8 protein-coding genes are annotated in these 21,063 nt (G+C 71.3%); 2 read left to right on the forward strand and 6 right to left on the reverse strand.

Annotated features, from left to right (window positions below):
- Positions 1-124: 124 nt before the first annotated feature.
- The gene (locus tag FHS42_RS33395) at positions 125-2,962 is read right to left on the reverse strand and encodes an AfsR/SARP family transcriptional regulator (RefSeq protein ID WP_184579597.1); all 2,838 of its coding nucleotides are present in this window, start codon (positions 2,960-2,962) and stop codon (positions 125-127) included.
- A gap of 97 nt (positions 2,963-3,059) precedes the next feature.
- Between FHS42_RS33395 and FHS42_RS33400 the strand changes: the two genes are divergently transcribed.
- Together FHS42_RS33400 and FHS42_RS33405 are read left to right on the forward strand one after the other, a co-directional pair.
- The gene (locus FHS42_RS33400) at positions 3,060-4,625 is read left to right on the forward strand and encodes an MFS transporter (protein WP_184579599.1); all 1,566 of its coding nucleotides are present in this window, start codon (positions 3,060-3,062) and stop codon (positions 4,623-4,625) included.
- 200 nt (positions 4,626-4,825) lie between these two features.
- Positions 4,826-5,488 carry a class I SAM-dependent methyltransferase gene (locus tag FHS42_RS33405; RefSeq protein ID WP_184579601.1) on the forward strand — a complete coding sequence of 221 codons (663 nt, stop codon included), beginning with the start codon at positions 4,826-4,828 and terminating at the stop codon, positions 5,486-5,488.
- A 151-nt stretch (positions 5,489-5,639) separates the two neighbouring features.
- Here FHS42_RS33405 and FHS42_RS33410 read toward each other — a convergent pair whose 3' ends face one another.
- The 5 genes from FHS42_RS33410 to FHS42_RS33430 form a co-directional block, all read right to left on the reverse strand.
- On the reverse strand, positions 5,640-6,797 hold the full coding sequence (locus FHS42_RS33410) for an acyl-CoA dehydrogenase family protein (RefSeq protein WP_184579603.1): 1,158 nt from the start codon (positions 6,795-6,797) through the stop codon (positions 5,640-5,642).
- A 105-nt stretch (positions 6,798-6,902) separates the two neighbouring features.
- Positions 6,903-15,119 (reverse strand): type I polyketide synthase, encoded by an 8,217-nt coding sequence (locus FHS42_RS33415; protein ID WP_184579605.1) that lies wholly within the window; start codon positions 15,117-15,119, stop codon positions 6,903-6,905.
- A gap of 219 nt (positions 15,120-15,338) precedes the next feature.
- Positions 15,339-15,923: a DUF2867 domain-containing protein gene (locus FHS42_RS33420; protein WP_184579607.1), complete on the reverse strand. Its 585-nt coding sequence runs from the start codon at positions 15,921-15,923 to the stop codon at positions 15,339-15,341.
- Between the two features lie 36 nt (positions 15,924-15,959).
- Positions 15,960-17,384 (reverse strand): cytochrome P450, encoded by a 1,425-nt coding sequence (locus FHS42_RS33425; RefSeq protein ID WP_184579609.1) that lies wholly within the window; start codon positions 17,382-17,384, stop codon positions 15,960-15,962.
- Between the two features lie 70 nt (positions 17,385-17,454).
- A complete protein-coding gene (locus tag FHS42_RS33430; protein ID WP_184579611.1) occupies positions 17,455-21,039 on the reverse strand; it encodes an alpha/beta fold hydrolase in 3,585 nt (1,194 codons plus the stop codon).
- Positions 21,040-21,063 lie beyond the last annotated feature (24 nt).

The raw sequence follows: 21,063 nt of genomic DNA on the forward strand, positions 1-21,063 counted from the left end.
GCCTAGCCTACCCTTGGGTTACATCGTGACCTTGGACTGTGTGAGTAGCGGCACAGCAGGATTTTCGACGGGTAGGCGCGTGCGTTTCCACCGCCGCCGGCCCAGCGGCGAAGCGCGAACCCGGTCAAGCTCGGGAGACGCGCTTCAGTTCCGCCAGTGCGTTTGCGGCACCGGCGGCGTGGCCCGATGCGCGGCTTTTGGCCAGCGCGCGGTTCAGGTGGCGGGTGGCGGCTTCCTGGTCGCCGCGCAGCCGTGCGGCAAGCCCCAGACCGATCTCGGCGCGGATCTCGCCTCGGCTGTACGCCCGTTCGGTCGAAGCGGACAGCGCTCGCTCGTACAGTTCCGTCGCTCGCCGAGCGTGGCCATCGGCCAATGCGGTCTGGCCGAGCCAGGTCAGCGCCTCGACGACCTCGGTCCACAGCCCGAGTTCCTCGGCCACCAGGAGCCCTTCTCGGTGCAGCCGCTCCGTTCGCGCGTGGTCGCCGTTGCGTTCGGCCGCGAGCGCCAGGGACCGGGTGGCCCGCAGCTGCCCCCAGCGGTCTCCGACCTCGTGGAACAGCGCGGCACCCAGTTCCGCGGCGGATTCGCCCCGGCCCTGGGTGTCGCCGGCGAGCTCCACCAGTGCTGCGGCCTCGCCCCAGCGGTCTTGAGCGCTGCGCGCACCGGCCAAGCTCGCCTCCACCAGATGCCGCCCCTCGCCATGGCGGCCGTGGCCGGTCAAGCCGGTGCCGACGAACCACTGCAACCGCGCTCGCAGCACCGGGTCGGCGACAGTGGCCGTGGGGTCTTCATCGGCCGGGACCGGTGTGGCACCGGTCGATGACGTGCGCAGTTCTATTCCGGCCAGCCAGGCCCGCGCCGCCGCACGTGCGGTGGGGTCGGTCTCCCCCTGGGTGGCCAGCGCCGCCCGGAGGGACCTACGGGCCTCGGTGAGCCGCCCGCGTAGGAACCAGAACCACGCCATGGCGTTCACCAGCCGCAACGCGTGTTCACCGGCGTCCTCGGTGACCGCAAGGTCGAGGGCGCGGCGCAGGTTGACCGTCTCCGCGTCCAGGCGCTCCAGGCAACGCCGCTGCTCCGGGCCACGCAGCCGCTCGCTCTCCCGTTCGGCCAGCTCGGCGTAGCACCGTACGAACCTCGCGCGGACGGCGACCGCCTCCCCCGCCTCAGCGAGCCGCTCGGCGCAGTACGCGGCCACCGATTCGAGCAGCCGGAACCGGCCCGCCTCACGGACCACCAGCGAACGGTCCACCAGCCGCGACAGCAGGTCGGCCACCCCCTCGACGTGCAGGTCGCGGTCGGCGCTGACGGTCTCGGCGGCCGACAGGGTGCAGCCATCGGCGTGCACGGCCAGCCGCCGCAGCACGGTCCGCTCGTCCGCGGTCAGGAGGTGCCAGCTCCAGTCGAGCATGCTCCGCAGCGTCTGCTGCCGGGCGGGTAGCCCGCGCGCTCGAACTTCGGGCGGGGGAAACCGGCTGTCCAGGCAGGCGGCGAGCTCGTGCGGGCTCAGCGTCCGCAGCCGGGGGGCCACGAGTTCCAGCGCGAGCGGAATACCGTCCAGTCGGCGACAAATGGCGGAAACGGCCGGTGCGTTGTCCGCGTCGAGGAGGAAGCCGGGCGCCGCCGCTGCTGCCCGCTCCACGAACAGCTCCACGGCGCTGGACCTGGCGACCGCTCCCGGATCGGTGTGCTGTGGCAGTGCCAGCGGAGGTACCGGATGCACCACCTCGCCGGGGATATCCAGGGCTTCTTGGCTGGTGACCAGCAGATGCCCTGCTGGCACCGACGACAGCACGGCACCGGCGAGCGCGGCGACCGGATCGACCAGATGCTCGCAGTTGTCGAGCAGGATCAGCAGGCGCTTGTCGGCCACCGCCTGACACAGCCAGGTCACCAGGTCATCCAGATTCGGCTCCGTGGCAGCGGTGTCGCACAGCCCCAGCGTCGTGATGACCCGTTCGGCGATGTCGTTCGGGGTCGATGCGGCACCCAAACCGGCCAGCTCAACCAACCACACACCGTCGGTGAAGCGTTGGGTCATGTCGCGCGCCGCGGCTATCGCCAGTCGCGTCTTGCCTACGCCGCCGAGACCGGTGAGGGTGACCAACCGGGTGTGGGAGTCCGAGCTCAGCCGTGCTCGGACCTGGCCGACCGCCTCCCCTCGGCCGATCAACGAGGTCAGCGCTATGGGCAGGTTGGTACGGGGCGACAGGGACTCGGCGGTCGGCGGCGCGAGATGCGGCTCCTGGCGCAGGATCGCCTCGTGCAGCGTGGAAACTTCCGGCCCGGGTGAGACTCCCAGCTCCCGCGCGAGCTGACGCCGCAGCTCCTGAAAACTTCGCAACGCATCACCTTGCCGCCCGGCCCGGTACAGCGCGCGCATGTGCACCATGCGCAGTCGTTCGCGAAGCGGATGCTGCGCCACCAGTTCGCCCAGCCCCGTGGCCAGCGGCAGATGTTCGCCCAGCATCAGCCGCACCTCGGCCTGGTCCTCAAGGGCGGTCAGCCGCAGCCCTTCCAACCGGGCGATCTCACCGCGGGCGAACAGGGACTCGGCGACGTCGGCGTAGGCCGGGCCCCGCCACAACGCGAGCGCGTCGGCGAACAGGTCCCCTTGCGCCGTGGGTTCCTTGTGCGCGCGGGCGCGTTCGGCCAGGGCCTGGAACCGCAGTGCATCAACCGTGTCGTCCGCCAGCAGCAGCCGATAGCCCGCCGGCTCGCGGACCACCTGCTCTCGACCCAGCACCCGGCGCAGTTGGGACACCTTGCTGTGCAGCGCGTTGGCCGATCCGCCCGGCGGATTGCCCGTCCAAAGGTCATCGATAAGACGGTCCGCCGGCACCGGCCCGCCCCCGTGGATCAGCAAGTTCGCCAGCAGGGCGCGCACTTTCACTTCGGGGACCTTGACCGGCTGCCCCTCGGCGTCCCAGACGGCCAGCGGGCCGAGCACCCCGTAGCGCATGGACACAGTGTATGACCAGCGGACCATCAGGAAATCGTGCGCTTCGGTCGGCACAGTGACGTCGCATGTCCTCGAACGCGAAACGCATGGGAGCGCTATGAGCACACCGACCGTACGCAAAGCCGGCCCCCGGGAGTGGGCAGGGCTGGCCGTCCTGGCGTTGCCTACCGTGCTGCTCGGCCTCGACGTCACCGTGCTGTACCTCGCCCTGCCCTCGCTGGCGGAAGACCTGCGTCCGAGTAGCACCGAAGAGCTATGGATCATGGACGCCTACGGCTTCTTGATCGCTGGCTTCCTGATCACCATGGGCACGCTGGGCGACCGGGTAGGCCGCCGCAAGCTGCTGATGATCGGGGCTGCCGCCTTCGGGGCCGTCTCGATGGTGGCCGCCTACGCCAACAGCGTCGACATGCTCATCGCCGCACGCGCGGCGCTGGGAATCGCCGGTGCCACGCTGATGCCGTCCACCCTCGCCCTGATCAGCAACATGTTCGCCGATCAGCGCCAGCGCTCACTGGCCATCGGCGTCTGGGCGACAAGCTTTGCGCTCGGCATGGCTCTGGGGCCTGTGGTTGGCGGCGCGATGCTGGCCCACTTTTGGTGGGGTTCGGCGTTTCTCCTCGCGGTCCCGGTCGCGATCATCCTGCTGGTGGCCGCACCAGTGCTGATCCCCGAGTACCGGGCACCGCAAAGCGGCCGGTTCGACCTACTCAGCGTCGCGCTGTCGCTGCTCACGATCTTGCCTGTGGTGTACGCGGTGAAGCGGGTCGCCAAGGACGGCCTGGGGACTCCTACGATCGCCGCCACGATGATCGGCCTGGTGGCCGCGGTGCTGTTCGTCCGACGTCAGGGCAACCTAGCGAGCCCGCTGCTTGACGTGCGGCTGTTCACCAACCGCACCTTCAGCGCCGCGCTGAGCGTCCTACTCGTCGGGCTGGTTGGCGTCGGTGGCGCGATGCTGCTGATCACGCAGCAACTCCAGCTCGTGGAGGAACTGTCGCCCGTCGAAGCGGGCCTGTGGATGGGGCCGCCCGCGCTCATGATGTTTCTGGCCGCGATCGGGGCACCGCTGGTCGCGCGGCGTGTGCCGCCGGGGATCGTGGTGGCCAGCACCCTGGCGCTGTCCACGCTGGGGTACGCGCTTTTGTCCCAAGTGGACCCGACGAGCGGCAGTACCCCGATCGTGATCGGTTTCGGGCTGGTCTACCTCGGGCTCGGGGCGATCGCGGCCCTGGGCACGGACCTGGTGGTCGGAGCCGCCCCACCGCAGAAGGCAGGTTCGGCCTCGGCGATGTCGGAGACCGTGCAGGAACTGGGCCTCGCCTTGGGCGTGGCGACCCTGGGCAGTCTGGCCACCGCGGTCTACCGCGACCGCATCGGCGACGAGATCCCCGCCGGCACACCGCCCGCTGTGGCCAAGGCGGCGGGCGACAGCCTCGCCGGCGCGTCCTCCTCGGGGAACCAGCTGCCGGACGGCTGGCTCGACCAGGCCAAGGAGGCGGCCACCTCCGGGCTGAACGTCGCGATGCTGGTAGCGGCAGTCAGCACCCTGGTGCTCGCGTTCTTGTCTGCCGTGGTGCTGCGGCACGTCGGCGTCATCGGTGGCGACGAGCCAACGGGCGACGAAGCCGTCCCGGTGGTGCCAGCTGCATCGAAGACGTGAACACAGCGGTGTCCCGCCACGCCAGGTAAAGGCGCGAGATCCTCGGCTCGCTCGGTGGTGCCCCACTGGGCGAGCCGCATCGCCGCACGCGGCTCAACCGGCCACCGCGTAAGCCGCCTTCGTCCGCCAGGACCCCGCGGGGCCCGCGTGCCCTGCGTACAGTGGTGGCCGGACGCATCGGCCGACCGGAGGTTCCGCACATGACCACCTCGCCCCGCTCGAAGCAGGTGCACGCCGGGCAGGCCATCTACCGGCCCTGGACGCTGCCGCTCTATGACCTGGTGGCCTTCAAGGTCAACTGCCGGGTGCTGTTCCGGGTTCCGGTGTCCGAGGTGATCGCCATGTTCGACCGTAACGTCTCCCCCGAGCACCTGGACGTCGGCGTGGGCACCGGCTACTTCCTAGCCAACTGCTCCGCGCCCCAGCGCTCCATCACGCTGGCCGACCTCAACGAACACTCGCTGCGGCACGCGGCGCGCCGGCTGAGCCATTTCGACGTGACGACGGTGCGGGCCAACGCCCTGGAGCCGCTGCCGCTTGCGGAACGGTCCTTTGGGTCGGCGTCGATGAACTTCCTGCTGCATTGCGTGCCCGGCAGCATCCGGGACAAGGCACGGGTGTTGGACAACGTGGCGGCGTGCGTGCGGCCGGGCGGGCGGATCTTCGGCGCGACGGTGCTCACCAAGGAGGTCCCGGTGGGGCCGGTGGCCCGGGTCATGTTCCCGTCGCTGAACCGGCGCGGCGTGATGAACAACGCCGAGGACAGCCTCAGCGACCTGCGTACGGAGCTGGCGGCGCGCTTCCCGGAGCACAAGCTGGCGGTGCACGGCTGCACGGCCCTGTTCGAGGCCGAGGTGCCCTGACCCGCCGAACGACACACAAGGGTCCGGCGCGGCACGTGTGGTGCCGCGCCGGACCCTTTCGGCGTGGTGGTGCCTGGCTGCCATACCCGGCTGTGGTGCCCGGCTGTCGTGCCCGGCTGCGGGGCCCGGCTGTCGTGCCCGGCTGTGGCGATTAGCTGCGGCGCGGCACCGGGATCACGTAGCGGCCGAACAGCAGATCGCGCAGGACGTCGTCGCCGCCCTCCACGACGGATACGTACCGCATGTCGCGGACCAGTTTGCCGATGGGCAGTTCGTCGGTGTAGCCAAGGCCCCCGAACATCTCGGAGCCCACGCTCGCCACGTCCCAGCCGGCCTGCCCGCAGAACATCTTCGCGGTCAGCGCCGACTTGAGGGTGCCCTGCCGGTGGAAGCGGCCCGCCGCGTCGGGTGCCGCCATGATCGCGTCGTAGTCGCGGGCGGCCCGCAGCAGATGACTCTTCATGACGTCGATCTGCATTTCCATCTGGCCGAGCCGCTGCGCGAACACGGGGCTCTCCACGAGGAGTCCACCGCGAAACGGCTTGGTCTTGGCGTAGTTCATGCAGTGGTCGCGCACCCGGCGGGCGATGCCGAGTCCGGTGGTGGCGATCAGGATGCGGCTGGCGTTCAGGCCGATCTCCAGCAGCCGTAGGCCCGAGCCGTCGAGGCGGTTCGCGGCGGGCACCCGGCAGCCCTTCAGGCTGACCTGGTAGGTGTGTGAGGCACGCAGGCCGATGACGTCCCAGCGCTTCACGACCTCGATGCCCGGCGTGTCCCGCGGGATGAGCACCGCGTGGTACGCCTCCGGGTCCTCGGCGGAGCGGGCGACGACGACGAGGAAGTCCGCGAAGTCGGTGTTGGTGGAGAAGAACTTTTCGCCGGTGACGACGAGTTCGTCGCCTTCTGCCGTCACCACCGTCTCGGTCTTGCCGAGTTCGCTGCCCGCGGCCTGCTCGCTGCCCAGCGTCGCGCAGAATGAGCCGCCTTGCGCCATGGGCTTGAGGTAGCGGGCCTTGAGCTCGTCGGAGCCGTACAGCTGCACGATGCTGGTGCCGAGCACCGAGATGAACAGCGTGAACGCCACGCCGGCGTCGCCGTACGCGATCTCGTTGACGATCTCCACACTGTCCTCAAGGCTCAGCCCCCGCCCGCCGAGCTCGGTGGGCAACCACCAGTTGGCCAGTCCGGTCTCCCGAAACCGCTCGTACACCTCCGAGGGCTTGTCATCGAAGGTGTCCCACTGCGTGTGGCGGTCGCCAAGATGCTCCTTGACGAACGAGCGAACGGCCTTCAGGTCTTCCGGTTTCATCTCTCCACTCTCCGGTTCGGGCACGCAGCGGCGTTCCATCGATATGCGGTCATGCGGTCGTTCGGCCATGCGGCCGGGCAGTTTCGCGGTCGTGCCGTCACAAGGTCACTCGGAGTTCGCCCGCTGCACGAGGGCCTCAATGTCAAGGTCGTCGAGATCGTCAAGGTCATCGATATCGCCGACATCGCCGAGGCTGTTGAGCCCGTTGTCCGGGGCATCGGCGGCGCCCTCGGCCCCCGTGTCCCCAGCGCCGGCCTCCGGCTCGGGGAACATCAGGTTTCGGATGCGTTCCGCCAACGCAGCGGGGGTCGGGTAGTTGTAGATCACGGTTGCCGGGACGTGCACCCCCGTGTCCTGCTTGACCTGGTTGCGGAACTCGACACCGCTGAGCGAGTCAAAGCCGATCTCCTGGAACGACATGTCGGCGTCGATGTCGTCGGCGGACGGATAGCCGAGCACCACGGCGGCGGTCTCAAGGAGCAGCGCCACCAGTTCCTCGTGCTGCTCCGCCTCCTCCAGCTCTGCCAGCCTGACCGCCATGGGTGAGCGGCCGTCGCCCTCGTCGGCGGCGGCGGTGACGGCCCCGGGTATGGCCCCGGGCACAGCCCCGCCCGCGACACCGGACGGGGTCTTGGCCAGGGTGCGCAGCAGTGCGGGCACGGTGTCCTGCTGCCACAGGGTGTCCCGGTTCACCTGCACGGGCAGTTGCAGCGTCTCGTCCGATGCGAGCGCCGCGTCGAACAGGGCCATGCCCCGCTCCGCGGTCAGTGGCGCCATGCCGTGCCGGCGAAAGCGCGCCAGGTCAACCTGGTTGAGGGTGCTGGCCATGCCGGTCTCCCACGGGCCCCAGGCCAGTGACAGCGCGGGCAGTCCGGCGTCGGCGCGGTGTGCGGCAAGCGCGTCGAGGAAGGCGTTGGCGGCGGCGTAGTTGGCCTGTCCCGCGTTGCCGACGACGCCTACGACGGAGGAGTACAAGATGAACGCCGCCAGGTTGGTGTCCTTGGTCAGCTCGTGCAGATGCCACGCGGCGTCGAGCTTGGGCGCGAAGACCCGGTCGATGCGTTCGGGGGTCATCAGCTCCACGGTGGTGTCGTCGAGCACGCCGGCCAGGTGCACGACCGCGGTGAGCGGCGTTTCCTGCGGGATTGCGGCGAGCTGCCGCGCCAGCGCGTCCGCGTCGGAGACGTCGCAGGCCGCGTGGGTGACGTGGGCGCCGAGTTCGGTCAGTTCGGCGGCCGGTCCCGCGGCGCCGGAGCGGCTGAGCAGCAGGAGGTTGCGTACGCCGTACTCGACGACGAGGTGATGGGCGAGCAGGGCGCCCAGGCCGCCGGTGGCGCCGGTGATCAGCACCGTGCCGTTCGGGTCAAGGGCCGGCCGTTCGCCGGTGGCCGATGGCTGTGCCGGGACGAGCCGGGGCACGTAGATCCGGCCGTCGCGCAGGGCGAGTTCGGGTGCGTCGGTGTCTAGGGACTCCAGGGCGCGCAGGGAGGGTTCGCTGCCGTCTGTATCGACGAGGACGAACTGGTCGCCGTGCTCGGTCTGTGCCGAGCGCACCAGGCCCCACACGGGTGCGAGGGTCGGGTCGGGCGTCTCGTCGGGCAGGGCGGCCACGGCGTTGCGGGTCACGATGACCAGCGGGCGCTCGAAGTGGTGGGCCAGCCGGCGCTGCACCAGGTCGAGTGCCTGGCGGGCGTTGCCACGGGCCGCCGTGGGCGCGTCACTGTCCGGGGTGGGGTCGAGGTAGACGATGTCGGCTGGCGGTGCGGGCCGTCGTGTGCCCGGCTCGACCGGTGACCAGCGCACGGCGAACAGGGAGTCGGCCGGGGGGCCGATCGCCAGTTGGTCTCGCGATGCGGGCAGCAGGGCCAGGGAGTCAACGTTCAGCACGGGAGCGCCATCGGCGTCGGTGACCGCCAGGGCCACCTCGGTGTCGCTGATCCGGGTGGCGCGGACCCGTAGCCGGGTGCCGCCGGGCGCGTGGTGGGTGAGGCCGGACCACGCGTAGGGCAGCACGGCCCGCGTCGGGTCATCCGAGCCGAGGAGCGCCAGGAGCGGGTGCAGCGCGGCGTCGAACAGGGCCGGGTGCACGGCGAATCCGCCCTTGGCGTGGGGCACGCGCTCGGGCAGCTGGACCTCGCCGCACATCTCGTCGCCCCCCACGCGCCACAGCGTGTGTAGGCCCTGGAAGGCCGGGCCGTAGCCGTAACCGCGCTCGGCGAGCTGCGGGTAGAAGCCGGACAGGTCAACGGGTTCGGCGTCCCGCGGCGGCCAGGTGTCGGGGGCTGCGGGTCGGGCGGGCGCCTTCGGTACGGCGTGCCCGGCGGCGTGCCGGGTCCACGGGGTCGAATCGCCGGTTTCGGGGCGCGAGTAGACCCCAAGGGGCCGTCGTCCGGTCGGTTCGAGGTCGCCGACCAGGACCTGCACCTGAACGGCGCCGGCGGCGAGGGTCAGGGGCGCGTGCAGGGTCAGTTCCTCGATGGCCGGGCAGCCGGTGTCTTCGATGGCGCGCAGCGCCAGGTCCACGACGGCGGCGCCGGGGAACACGGTGGTGCCGAAGATGGCGTGGTCGGCCAGCCAGCTTTCTGCGCTGGGGTCGATGCGTCCGCTGAACACCACCTGGTTCCCCACGGCGAGTTCGGTGGCGGCGGCCAGGAACGGGTGCCCAACGACCGCAAGGCCGGCGCTCGCGACGTCCCCGCGCGGTGTCTCCTGCTGTGCCCAGTAGCGCTGGTGGTCGAAGGCGTACGTGGGCAGGTCTACGGGCGTGGCCGTGGCGCCGACTGCGGTCAGGTAGGCCGGCCAGTCGATGGCGACGCCGATGATGTGCAGCCGGGCCAGGGCCTCGGCTGCCGAGCGCGTGTACGAACGCCCCTTGCGGGCCAGCGCAATCGCGCTCACGTTGTCTTCGGTGAGGATGTCGCCAGCCATGGCGGCCAGGACTCCAGCGGGCCCGACCTCCACCAGCGCCTCGGCGCCCGCCTTCACGGCGGCGGTGACACCATCGGCGAAACGCACGGCGTCCCGCACATGGCGCACCCAGTAGTCGGCGCTCTCCAGTTCGCCCGGTTCGGCGATGGCACCGGTCACATTGGACACCACGGCGATGCGCGCGGGCGCGTAGGCGACGGTGCGGGCGACGGCCCGGAAGTCATCCAGCATCGGGTCCATGAGCGGCGAGTGGAAGGCGTGCGAGACCCTCAACCGGCTGGTCTTGCGGCCGTCAGCGGACAGGGCCGCGGCGACCTCGGTGACGACGTCTTCGACGCCGGAGATCACCACCGATGTGGGGCCGTTCACGGCGGCGACGGACGCGGCGTCCTCGTGTCCGGCGAGCGCGGCCCGGGCCTCGTCCTCGCTTGCCTGCACGGCGATCATGGCACCGCCGCGCGGCAGCGCGCTCATGAGCCGACCGCGCGCGGCGACCAGGCGTGCGGCGTCGGCGAGACCGAACACGCCGGCCACGTGCGCGGCTGCCACTTCGCCGATGGAGTGCCCGACGAGCACCGTGGGTTCGACGCCGAGGGACGCCAGCAGCCGATGGGCGGCGACCTCGAACGCGAACAGTGCGGGCTGGGTCATGGCGGTGCCGTCGAGCAGCTCGGCCGTGTCCGCGTCGGGTTCGGCGGATACGACGTCGTCGATACGGTGCTCAAGCAGCGGGTCGAGCGCGGCGCAGACCTCTCGCCAGGCGTCGGCGAACACCGGGAACGTGTCGATCAACTCGCGGCTCATGCCCAGGTGTTGGCTGCCCTGCCCGGAGAAGAGGAAGGCCACGGCGGGCGGTGCCGACACCTGGCCGGCGATCACACCGCGCTGTCCTTCGGCGAGGGCGTCGAGTCCGGCGAGGAGTTCGTTACGGTCGGCGCCGATGACCACGGCACGGTGGTCGAAGGTGGAACGCTGGGTGCTGAGGGACGTGGCCACGCCCACCGGGTCAAGGGTGGAGTCGGCGGCGAGCGCGGCGGCCAGCTTGCGGGCCTGCCCGGCCAGCGCCTTGGCGCTGTGCGCCGACACGGGCCACGCCAGGTCGCCGCGGGGCGCGGCGGTGGCCTGGGCGGCGGGCCCGGCGAGTTCAGCCGTATCACCCTGCTCGATGATCACGTGGGCGTTGGTGCCGCTGATGCCGAAGGAGGAGATACCGGCGCGGCGGGGCCGGTCCGCCATCGGCCAGTCACGCTGCTCGGCCAGCAGCCGTACGGCCCCGGAGGTCCAATCGACCCGGCTGGAGGGCTGCTCGGCGTGCAGGGTCTGGGGCAGGGTGCCGGCCCGCATGGCGAGGATCATCTTGATGACACCGGCGACACCGGCGGCGGCCTGGGTGTGGCCGACGTTGGACTTCAGCGAGCCCAGCCACAGCGGGGTTTCGCGGTCGCGGCCGTACGTCGCCAGCAGCGCCTGGGCCTCGATCGGGTCCCCGAGGCCGGTGCCGGTGCCGTGCGCCTCCACGGCATCGACGTCGGCCGCGGACAGTCCGGCGGTGGCCAGTGCCTGCCGGATGACGCGTTCTTGGGAGGGGCCGTTGGGGGCGGTGAGGCCGTTGCTCTCGCCGTCCTGGTTGACGGCGCTGCCGCGCAGCACGGCAAGGACGCGACGGCCGTTGCGGCGCGCGTCGGACAGCCGCTCAAGGACCAGCACGCCGACGCCCTCGGACCAGCCGGTGCCGTCCGCTTCGTCGGAGAACGCCTTGCACCGGCCATCGGCGGCGAGCCCGCCCTGCCGGGCGAACTCGACGAACATGCCCGGCGTGGACATGACGGTGACGCCGCCCGCGAGGGCGAGGGAGGAGTCCCCGCAGCGCAGCGACTGGGCGGCCAGATGCAAGGTGACCAGGGACGACGAGCAGGCGGTGTCCACGGTGACGGCCGGGCCTTCCAGGCCGAGGCAGTAGGCGATGCGGCCGGACACGACGCTGCCTGAGCCGCCGGTCAGGGCATGGCCGGCCAGGTTGTCGGGCACGTCTTGCAGGCGCGGCAGGTAGTCCTGGGCCATGGCGCCCATGAATACGGCGGTGGGGCTGTGCCGCAGCCCGGCCGGGTCCTGCCCGGCGTTCTCCAGGGCCTCCCAGACGGCTTCCAGGGCGAGCCGCTGCTGCGGGTCCATGGCGAGGGCCTCGCGCGGGCTGATGCGGAAGAACCCGGCGTCGAAGTCGGCCGCGCCGGCCAGGAATCCACCGGCGGGCAGGAAATCGGCGTCGGCGTCGAGTTGCCAGCCGCGGTCCTGGGGGAAGCCGGTGATCGCATCGACACCATCGGCGACCAGCCGCCACAGGTCGTCGGGGCTTTCCACGCCGCCGGGTAGGCGGCAGCTCATGCCGACGATCGCGATCGGCTCGTCCACCGGGTCCGCGGCGGCGGTTTCCAGCCCATAGCTATCTGGGCCGGGGCCGCCGAGTTGCTCCCGTAGGTGCCGTACGACCGCGGCGGGCGTCGGGTGGTCGTAGGCCAGGGATGCGGGCAGCTCCAGGTGGGTTGAGGCGTTGAGCCGGTCGCGCAGTTGCACCGCGGTCACCGAGTCGAAGCCCAGTTCCTTGAAGGTGTGGTCGGCGCCGATCCGTGTGGTGTCCGCGTACCCGAGCAGCACGGCGGCTTCGCCGCGCACCAGTGTCCACAGCTCCTGTTCGGACAGGGCGCCTTCGCCGGGCTCGGTGGGTGCCGCGGTCCCGGCCGCGGGGGCGGGGCGGGCGGCGGGCGCCTGGGCGGTGGCGCCGTCGAGCCAGTACGTGTCGCGCTGAAAGGCGTACGTCGGCAGCGGCACGCGCCGCGCGCCGGTGAACACATCGCGCCAGTGGAGATCGACGCCCCGGCTGTGGAGTTCGGCCATGGCCAGCAGCAGGCACCTCGTCTCGTCCTGGTCGCGGCGCAAGGTGGGCTGCACAACGGCGGTGCCGGCCGTGGCGGCGATGTGCACGGTCAGCACGGGATGCGGGCTGACCTCCACGAACACCCCGTATCCGGCGGCCTCCAGGGATTGGATGGTGTCGGCGAAGCGGACAGGTTCGCGCAGGTTGCGGTACCAATACTCGGCGTCGAGGGTCGCCGGTTCGACGCGGCCTGCGGTGACGGTGGAGTAGAACGCGACCCCGGTGTCGGTGGTCGCGGCGCCCGCGGTGCCGCTGAGCACCTCGTCGCGAATGGACTCCACGTGGTGACTGTGGGAGGCGTAATCGACGGGCACGATACGGGCCCGCAGCCCCTTGGCCTCGCAGTCGGCGACAGCGGTGCGCACGCCTTCGGGGTCGCCGGAGATCACTACGGTGCCGGCCGAGTTGATGGCGGCGATCGACACCCGGCTCTGGTCGATCTGGTCGGCGGGCAGGTCGAGAATGGCCATCAGACCGCGCCCGGACAGCTTTTCGGTGATGACCCGCGCGCGGGCGACGATCAGGCGCACCCCGTCAGCGAGGGTGAGGATGCCCGCGGCGGTCGCGGCGGCGATCTCGCCCTGGGAGTGGCCGATGACCGCGTCCGGCGTCAGGCCGGCGGAGCGCCACACCTCGGCGAGGGAGACCATGACGGCGAACAGCGCGGGCTGGACGACGTCCATGCGCTTGAGGGCGTTCTCGTCGCCGAGTACGTCGCGCAGGGTCCAGCCGGCGCACTCTTGGAGCAGCCGTTCGCATGCGTCCATCCGGGCGGCGAACACCTCGTTCGTCTCCCACAGGCCCAGGGCCATGCCGACCCAGTGGGCGCCCTGGCCGGAGAACACCCACACGACGCCGCTGCCCTCGCCGGCGGTGCCGGTGACGACGTTGGCCGCGGGCGTGCCCGCGGCCAACGCGGCAAGACCTTCGATGAGTTCCGCCCGGTCCGCAGCGAGGACGACGCCCCGGTTCTTCAGCGCGGACCGGGTGGTCGTCGTGGAGTGGCCGACGTCCAGCGGGTGCAGGGCGGTGTCGTCCCGTACCCAGTCGTGGAGCTGGCGGGCCTGGGCGCGCAGGGCCTGCGGGGAGCGCGCGGACACCAGCACCGGAACGGGCGTGCCGGTCTCGGGTCGCGGTGCGGGCTGTATCCCGGGGGGCTGGGGAGTGGGTTCGGGGGCGCCCACGACGAGGTGGCAGTTGGTGCCGCCGATGCCGAACGAGCTGACGCCGGCCAGCCGGCGTCCCGCGGGCCACGGCGTGGCGGCGGTGTTGACGCGCAGCTTCCAGGCGTCGAGCGAAATGTCCGGGTTCGGTGTCGCGTAGTTGAGGCTGGCGGGCAGCACACCGTGCCGTACGGACAGGGCGGTCTTGATCAGACCAAGGACGCCGGCCGCCGCGTCGAGGTGGCCGATGTTGGTCTTCACCGAGCCGACCAGCAGCGGCTGTTCGGCGGCGCGGCCTTCGCCGTGGACGTCGGCCAGGGCGCTCGCCTCGACCGGATCGCCGGCGCGGGTGCCGGTGCCGTGCAGCTCGACGTAGCGCACCTCGGCGGGGGCCACCCCGGCGGCGCGGCACGCCTGGCGCAGCAACGCGCTTTGTGCCTCGGCGCTGGGCACGGTGAGCGCGCCGGGCCCGTCGTGGTTGACGGCGCCGCCGAGCAGCACGCAGTACACGTCGTCGCCGTCCGCGACCGCGTCGGCCAGGCGCTTGAGTACGACGATGCCGGCGCCCTCACCGCGTACGAAGCCGTTGGCGCGGGCGTCGAAGGTGTAGCTGCGGCAGTCCGGGGACAGGGCGCCGGAGCGGGCGAACGCGATGGTGCTCTCGGGCGCCAGGTTCAGGTGGACGCCACCGGCCAGGGCGAGGCGCGCAGCGCCGGAGCGCAGGCTCTCGCAGGCCAGGTGCACGGCGACGAGCGATGACGACTGGGCGGTGTCCACGGTCAGGCTCGGCCCGTGGAGGCCGAGTTGGTGTGAGACCCGGTTGGCGATCAGTCCGCGGCTGAGCCCGGCGATGGAATGGTGGGACAGCGCGTCGGAGCCCTGCCGGTGGGCCAGGGAGGCGTAGTCGTCTCCGGTGGCGCCCAGGAACACCGAGGTGGCGCTGGAGCGCACGCTGTGTGGGGGCAGGTAGGCGTCCTCAAGGGCCGCCCAGCTCAGTTCGAGCACCATGCGCTGGCGCGGGTCCATGACGGCGGCCTCGCGCGGGGAGATGCCGAAGAAGTCCGCGTCGAAGTCCGCGACGCCCTCGACGAAACCGCCCCTGGGGTGGCTCGCCAGTTCGGGTATGTCCCGCGGCCACCGGTCGGCGGGTGCGTCCGCGAGGGCGTCAACGCCGTCCGTCAGCAGCCGCCACAGGGCGCGCACGTCGTCGGCGCCGGGAACCCGGCACGACATTCCGATGACGGCGACGGCGTCTTGACCCACCCCGGTGAGCCCTTGCGCGTGCTCGTTCACGTTCATAGAGCTCCTGCCCTTTCTACGCCTTTTGTTGCACGATCCGGGGAAGGCTGCCGCAGATACACTTTCGCGGTCTCAATCGGGCAGTGCGCCAAAGTGGTGGCGTCGCGTTCCGCACCGGCAGCGCTGCTGGTCCGCGGGCAGGACAGACCCGTGCGGCTGCCGTTTCGCGGCAGCCGCACCGGGCGTACGTGGATCGGTTGGGGGTCAGGTCGCGGGTGGTTACACGGTGCTCCGCGCGTTCCACTTGCGGCCGATCGTCTTCACCAGCGACGGCGTCACGAACACACGCCGAAGGGGCAGGATGGCGGGCATGTAGATCTTGCCCAAGGTGCCCTTCTTCATGACCAGCACGGCCATCTGCGCGTGATGCTTGCCGTTGCCATCGGCGACCCAGCCGATGTGCATCACGGCGTGGACGGTCTTGTTGACGACCTCGGTGGCCCACTCGTCGTGGGCCTGGTACACGGACTTCATGGGGACGGTCCGCAGGTCGGGGCCGCGCGGACCGTCCCGCAGGTCCTCCGGCAGCCGGTCGCGCAGCGAGGGGTTGCGGGGGCCGACACCGTGCTCAGCGTTGTCCCACTTGAGGAGGGCGCCGAGCTTCCAGCGGATCGCGAACAGCACCTTGTAGGCGGGCGACGGCTTGAAGTCGGAGCCGTCACCGCTGAACTGCTTGACCAGCAGGGCCAGGTCGTCGGGACCGCCCGGGGTGTCCAGGTCCCAGACGTCCTCCAGCTCGAAGTCCTTGATGAACTCGTGAATCCTCCACGGTCGCTCGGTAAACGCCGTGTTGGGCAGCCTCATACACACTCCGTCTCTCGGGTACGGGACGCGGCCAACCTATCGGCGCGGGCGAAGCACCGTGCGGGCGCCGTTGCGCGGGATGTTGACGACCGTACGGCCGTGCGCGGGCTGCGGTTCGGCGTCGCCGCGTTCGATGTCGCAGGTCGTCAGAATCTCGGTGATGGTGGCCTTGAGTTCCAAGATCGCGATCCGGTCGCCGAGGCAGCGGGTGTGGCCGCCGCCGAACGGAATCCAGGTGTGCGAGGCCGGCTTGACGCCGAGGAAGCGCTCCGGCTTGAACGCGTCGGGGTCCGGGTAGGTGTCCTTGTCCCGGTTGAGCAGGTAGGCGCTGGCCCACAGGCGGTCGCCTGGCTGGTAGCGCACGCCACCGAGTTCGACCGGCTTGACGACCTCGCGGGGGACGATCTGCTGGATGGGCGGGGCGAGCCGAAGCACCTCGTACACCACGGCCGTCAGATACTCATCGCTCGTGCCCTCCGCCATCTCCTCGCGCAGCCGGTCAACGACGGGCTGGTTGCGGGTGAGGAACTCCAGCGCCCAGCACATGGCGGATGTGGTGGTCTCCGTGCCGGCCAGGAACTGCGTCATGATCTCGTCGCGCATCTCGACGCGGCTCGGCGGGTTGCCGTTCTCGTCGGTGATGCCGAGCATGACGCCCAGCAGGTCGTCGCCTACCGCGCCGCTTTTCTCACGCTCGTCGATGGCCGCGTACACCTTCGCGTGGACGCTGTCGCGGCGGGTCAAGAACTCGTGGACGCCGTTGGGCCGGAAAAGCCGCGTCATCCGCATCTTCCAGGCGGGCAGCAAGTGGAACGGCCGCATGGTCGCCGGGCGGGAGTTGAACTCCAGCATCTTCATCACCTCCCGGAACAAGGCGTCCTCGTTGGAGGGACGGTGCTCACCGAACAGGACCTCCAAGATCACCTTGGTGGCGTACCGGTGCGCGAAGGGGTGCATGGCCACCGCGCGGTTACGCGGCCAGGCCGCCACCTCCTGCTTGGCGAGCCGCAGGACCCCCCGCTCGATGCGCTTGAGGGCCTCGCCGCGGAAGCTCGGCATGACGCTGCGGCGCCGGGCGGTGTGCTCCTCCTCGTCCAGCCAGGCGAGGCCGTTGTGGCCGGTCCACTTCTCGATGGGGGTGTTGCTTGAGCCGGTGTGCAGGACGTCGCGGGGCGCGAGGAACATCTGCTTGACGTCCTCGGGCGCCGATATCACGTACAGGGGCACATTGGGGATGATCGTGACGCGGAAACGGCTGCCGTAGGTGTCGCGGCACTTCTTCAGATAGGTCTCGGGGCGGGCCCAAACGCTCAGCACCTGCTTCAGCCGGGGCATGTCCACCACGGGTAGCTCGGTGCCGGCAATGACCTCGCTCGGGGTCGCCGCGGTGTGGTCGATCGGGCACTTGGCCTCGGGCGTGGACGTGGCCACCGCGTCGTGAGCGTTGCTTGAGGGATTCATTCGTTGCTTCCTTGTCTCGTTGCCGCTTGGGTCACGTGGTGTGGAGTGCTGTCCAACAGGGGTACGCCGTTCATGCCCCGATCCACCGCTCGATGGCGTCCGCGGTGTCGCCGGCGGCAGCCTCGATGAGGGTGAAGTGGTCGGCGGCGACGCCGACGTGGTCGTCGGTGGCCACCCAGCGCCGGTCGTCGGGCGCGGCACCGTCGAGGGGTTCGGTTGCCCGGATCATAAGGGTCCGGGCGGTGCTGGGCCCGGTCCGCTCCCCGGTGAACAGCCGCAGGTAGTCGCCCATGGACAGCCAACTCGCATCGTCGATGGCGATCTCGCGCCGCTCCTGGGTGAGCAACCCGGCCAGCAGTGCGGCGAACGCGTCAGCGGCGGCATCGGCATCGGCATCGGCATCAGTGTCGGCGGTGGCATCGCCGGCGGCGCCAGTGTCGAGTGCGAGTGTGTCGATCATCGCGACGCCGGCGATCGCCGCACCACCGCTTTCCAGGCGTTCGGCGAGCGAGCGAGCCACGACGCCGCCCATGGAGTAGCCGACGAGGACGAACGGCGCGTCGCCGACCGCCGCTCGGATGGCGTCGCCGAGGAGGTCCAGGGCCACCTCCCGGGACCGCGGGGCCTGTTCGGTGCCGAAGCCCGGCAGGGTGCACACATGCACGTCCCGTACGCCGTCGAAACGGTCAGCGAGCCGCATGAACTGCTCCTGGCCCGAGCCGACGACGTACACATACGACGGCACGCAGACGATCTTCACGCGGCCTGGCCCTGCGGCCAGTTGGGCGAGCCTGCCGCCGTTGTCGGGCAGTTCGGCGGCCGACGCGAACACGGGCCGCTCCGCGGTGGCGGCCACCAGCTGCCGCAGTGCGGTGGGCAACGTGCCGGACGCGGCGGCCTGCCGTAGCCGCGCGCTGATCGTGGCACCTGCGGGTACGGGCGGCACGGCGTCCGAGGCGCCGGTACTGACCTGCTTGAGCAGTTGCCGGGCGATCTCCGCCGGGGTGGGGTGCTCGAACACGAACGACACGGGCAGCCGAAGCCCGGTCGCCTGCGCGAGCCGGTTACGCAGTCCCACGGCGCTCATCGAGTCCATGCCGAGTTCCTTGAGCTTGCGCTCGGCGTCGATCCGCTCATCGGCGCCGTGCCCGAGCACGGCCGCGACGTGCTCCGTGACCAGGTCGAGCACGACCCGTTCGCGGTCCGCGGCCAAGACGCCGGCCAGGCGCTGCGCGAGCGAGCCGGTGCCGGCCTCGGGCTTGGCGGGCAGCCGGACCAGGCCACGCAGCAGCGCCGGCAGGGTCCCTTCGCGGGCCTGTGCGCGCAGGGCAGCCGAGTCGAGTCGTACCGGCACGAGGAGCGCGGTGTCCGTGGCGAGGGCCTGGTCGAACAGGTCCAGGGCGCGCTCGACGGGCAGTTCGACCGCGCCGGGTCCCGCAGGCTCACCCGCCCACGGGCCCCAGGCCAGCGCGGTGCCGGTCTGTTTGGCGGCGCGCCGGGCCCGCACCAGGGCATGGCCGGCCGCGTCGGCCGCCGCATGCTCCGCGCGGGCGGGACCGCCGGCGAGGGAAGTGCCCGGGGCGACGGGGGTTACCGGGGCGAAGGAGCTGAACACCACGAAGGCGGCGAGGTCGGACTCCTGCGTCAACGTGTGCAACTGCCGGGCCAGATCGGGCCCGCTGGCCCCGTCTTCGGTGTGGATCACCGCGGTGAGCGGCTGGTCCAGGGACGCGACGAGGGCGGCGAGGCCGTCCGACTCGGCGGCCTCGACGCGGGTCCGGGCGCCCCGTTCGGCGAGTTCCGCGACGAGTTCGTCCGCCGCGGCGCCGGGCTCACCGAGCAGCAGCAGATCGCGTACACCGTAGTGGGCGGTCAGATGCCGGGCCAGGGCCGTGCCCCGGGGCGTCGTACCGCCGGTGATCAGCACCGTGCCGTTGGCGCCTAGGGCCGCGGGCCGGTCGGTGGAAGGTGCCGGGGCCAAGGCGAGCCGGGGTACGAGGACCCGTCCGGAGCGGACGGCGAGCTGCGGCTCATCGAGGCCGAGCAGCGCGCCCCACTCCGGTGCGGTGGCACCAGCCACGACCACGCCCACGGCCGCGCCTACATCTCCATCTACATCTACAGCCAGGAACCGGCCCGGGTGTTCGGCCTGCGCGGCGCCGAGGACACCCCACACGGCCGCCTGCGCCGGGTCGAGCACATCCTCCTCGTCATCGTCGCCAACGGCGACCGCGCGTCGGGTCGCCACAATGAGGACGGCCGCATCGGACGGCGCCCCGTCCAGCCAGCCCCGTACGAGCGCTGCGGCGTCGTCGGCAGCGTCCTGTACCGCCGAAGCGTCGGCGTCGGCCGGTGTGTCAAGCACGGTGAGGGCGGCCTGCGGTGTCGCCGCGCCGTCCGCCACGGCCCGGGCGAGCGCATCCAGGTCGGCGTACCGGTCTGCGGCTCCCACACCGGCGTCGGCGTCGGCGGCACCCAGCACGACCGGCCGTATCGGGCTGGACGCACCGACCGAAACCGGCGTCCAGTTCACGCGGTACAGCGAGCTTTGGCCGCGTCGCAGCTCCTCCAGATGGGCCGGGTCGGCCGCGCGGAAGGCGACGCGGTCCACGGCGAACACCAGGGAGCCGTCGTCGCCGTACAGGTCCAGCCGCAGGGTGTCGCCATCGACGGCGACGCGGGCCCGGCCGTGTCCGACGCCGGGTGTCACCAGGCGCACCCCGGACCAGGAGACCGGCAGCTTCGGCACGCCCTGCTCGGCGAGCACCAACTGCCGGGTGTGCAACGCGGCTTCGAAGAGCGCCGGGTGGATGCCGAAGTCGGCGGCGCCGATGTCATCGGGCACGGCGAGTTCGGCGTACACCTCGTTTGCGGCGCGCCAAGCCGCTCGTACGCCGAGCAGGGCCGGGCCGCAGTCGAGACCGAGGTCGGCGAGCGCGGCGTACAGCCCGTCCACCGGAACCGGTTCGGCGCCGGGCGGCGGCCAGGCGCCGACCAGGCCGATGGCGGGCTCGGTGTCCGGGGCGAGCAGGCCCGTGCAGTGCCGGGTCGCCTCGGCGTGCTGATCGCCATCGGGGCGTGAGTGGACGGACACCGTGCGGCGGCCGTCCGCGTCTGGGGCGCCGACGATCGCCTGTATCTGAAGGGTGGCGTCGTCGGACAGCAGCAGCGGCGCCTCGAACATCAGCTCGTCCAGGAGTGGCGTGCCAAGGTCGCGGCCGGCGGCCAAGGCGAGTTCGGCCAGGGTCGAGTTGGGTGCGACGGGCAGGCCGAAGGCGACGTGATCGCGCAGCCAGGGCTGTGTCTCGTGGGACAGCCTGCCGGTGAGCACCCATTCGTCCCGGTCGGCGAGTTGCATGCCCGCCGTCAGCACCGGGTGCTCGACGCGGCCGAGACCGGACGCGCCCGGATCGCTGGCGGCCGGGCGGATGCTCGGCCAGTAGTGCTTGTGTTGGAAGGCGTAGGTGGGCAGGGGGACGGATCGGGCGTTGGAGTGCGCGAAGCAGGCGGCCCAGTCGATCCGTACCCCGGCGATGTGTGCCTCAGCGAGCGAGAGCAAGAAGCGCTTCAACCCACCCTCATCACGGCGCAAGGAACCCACGACGCCGACGCGGCGATCGGTGCCATGAGCGGCGATGGTCTCTTCCACCGCCATGGCAAGCACCGGATGCGGAGACAT

The sequence above is a fragment of the Streptomyces zagrosensis genome (assembly GCF_014203645.1).
Classification (GTDB): Bacteria; Actinomycetota; Actinomycetes; order Streptomycetales; family Streptomycetaceae; genus Streptomyces; species Streptomyces zagrosensis.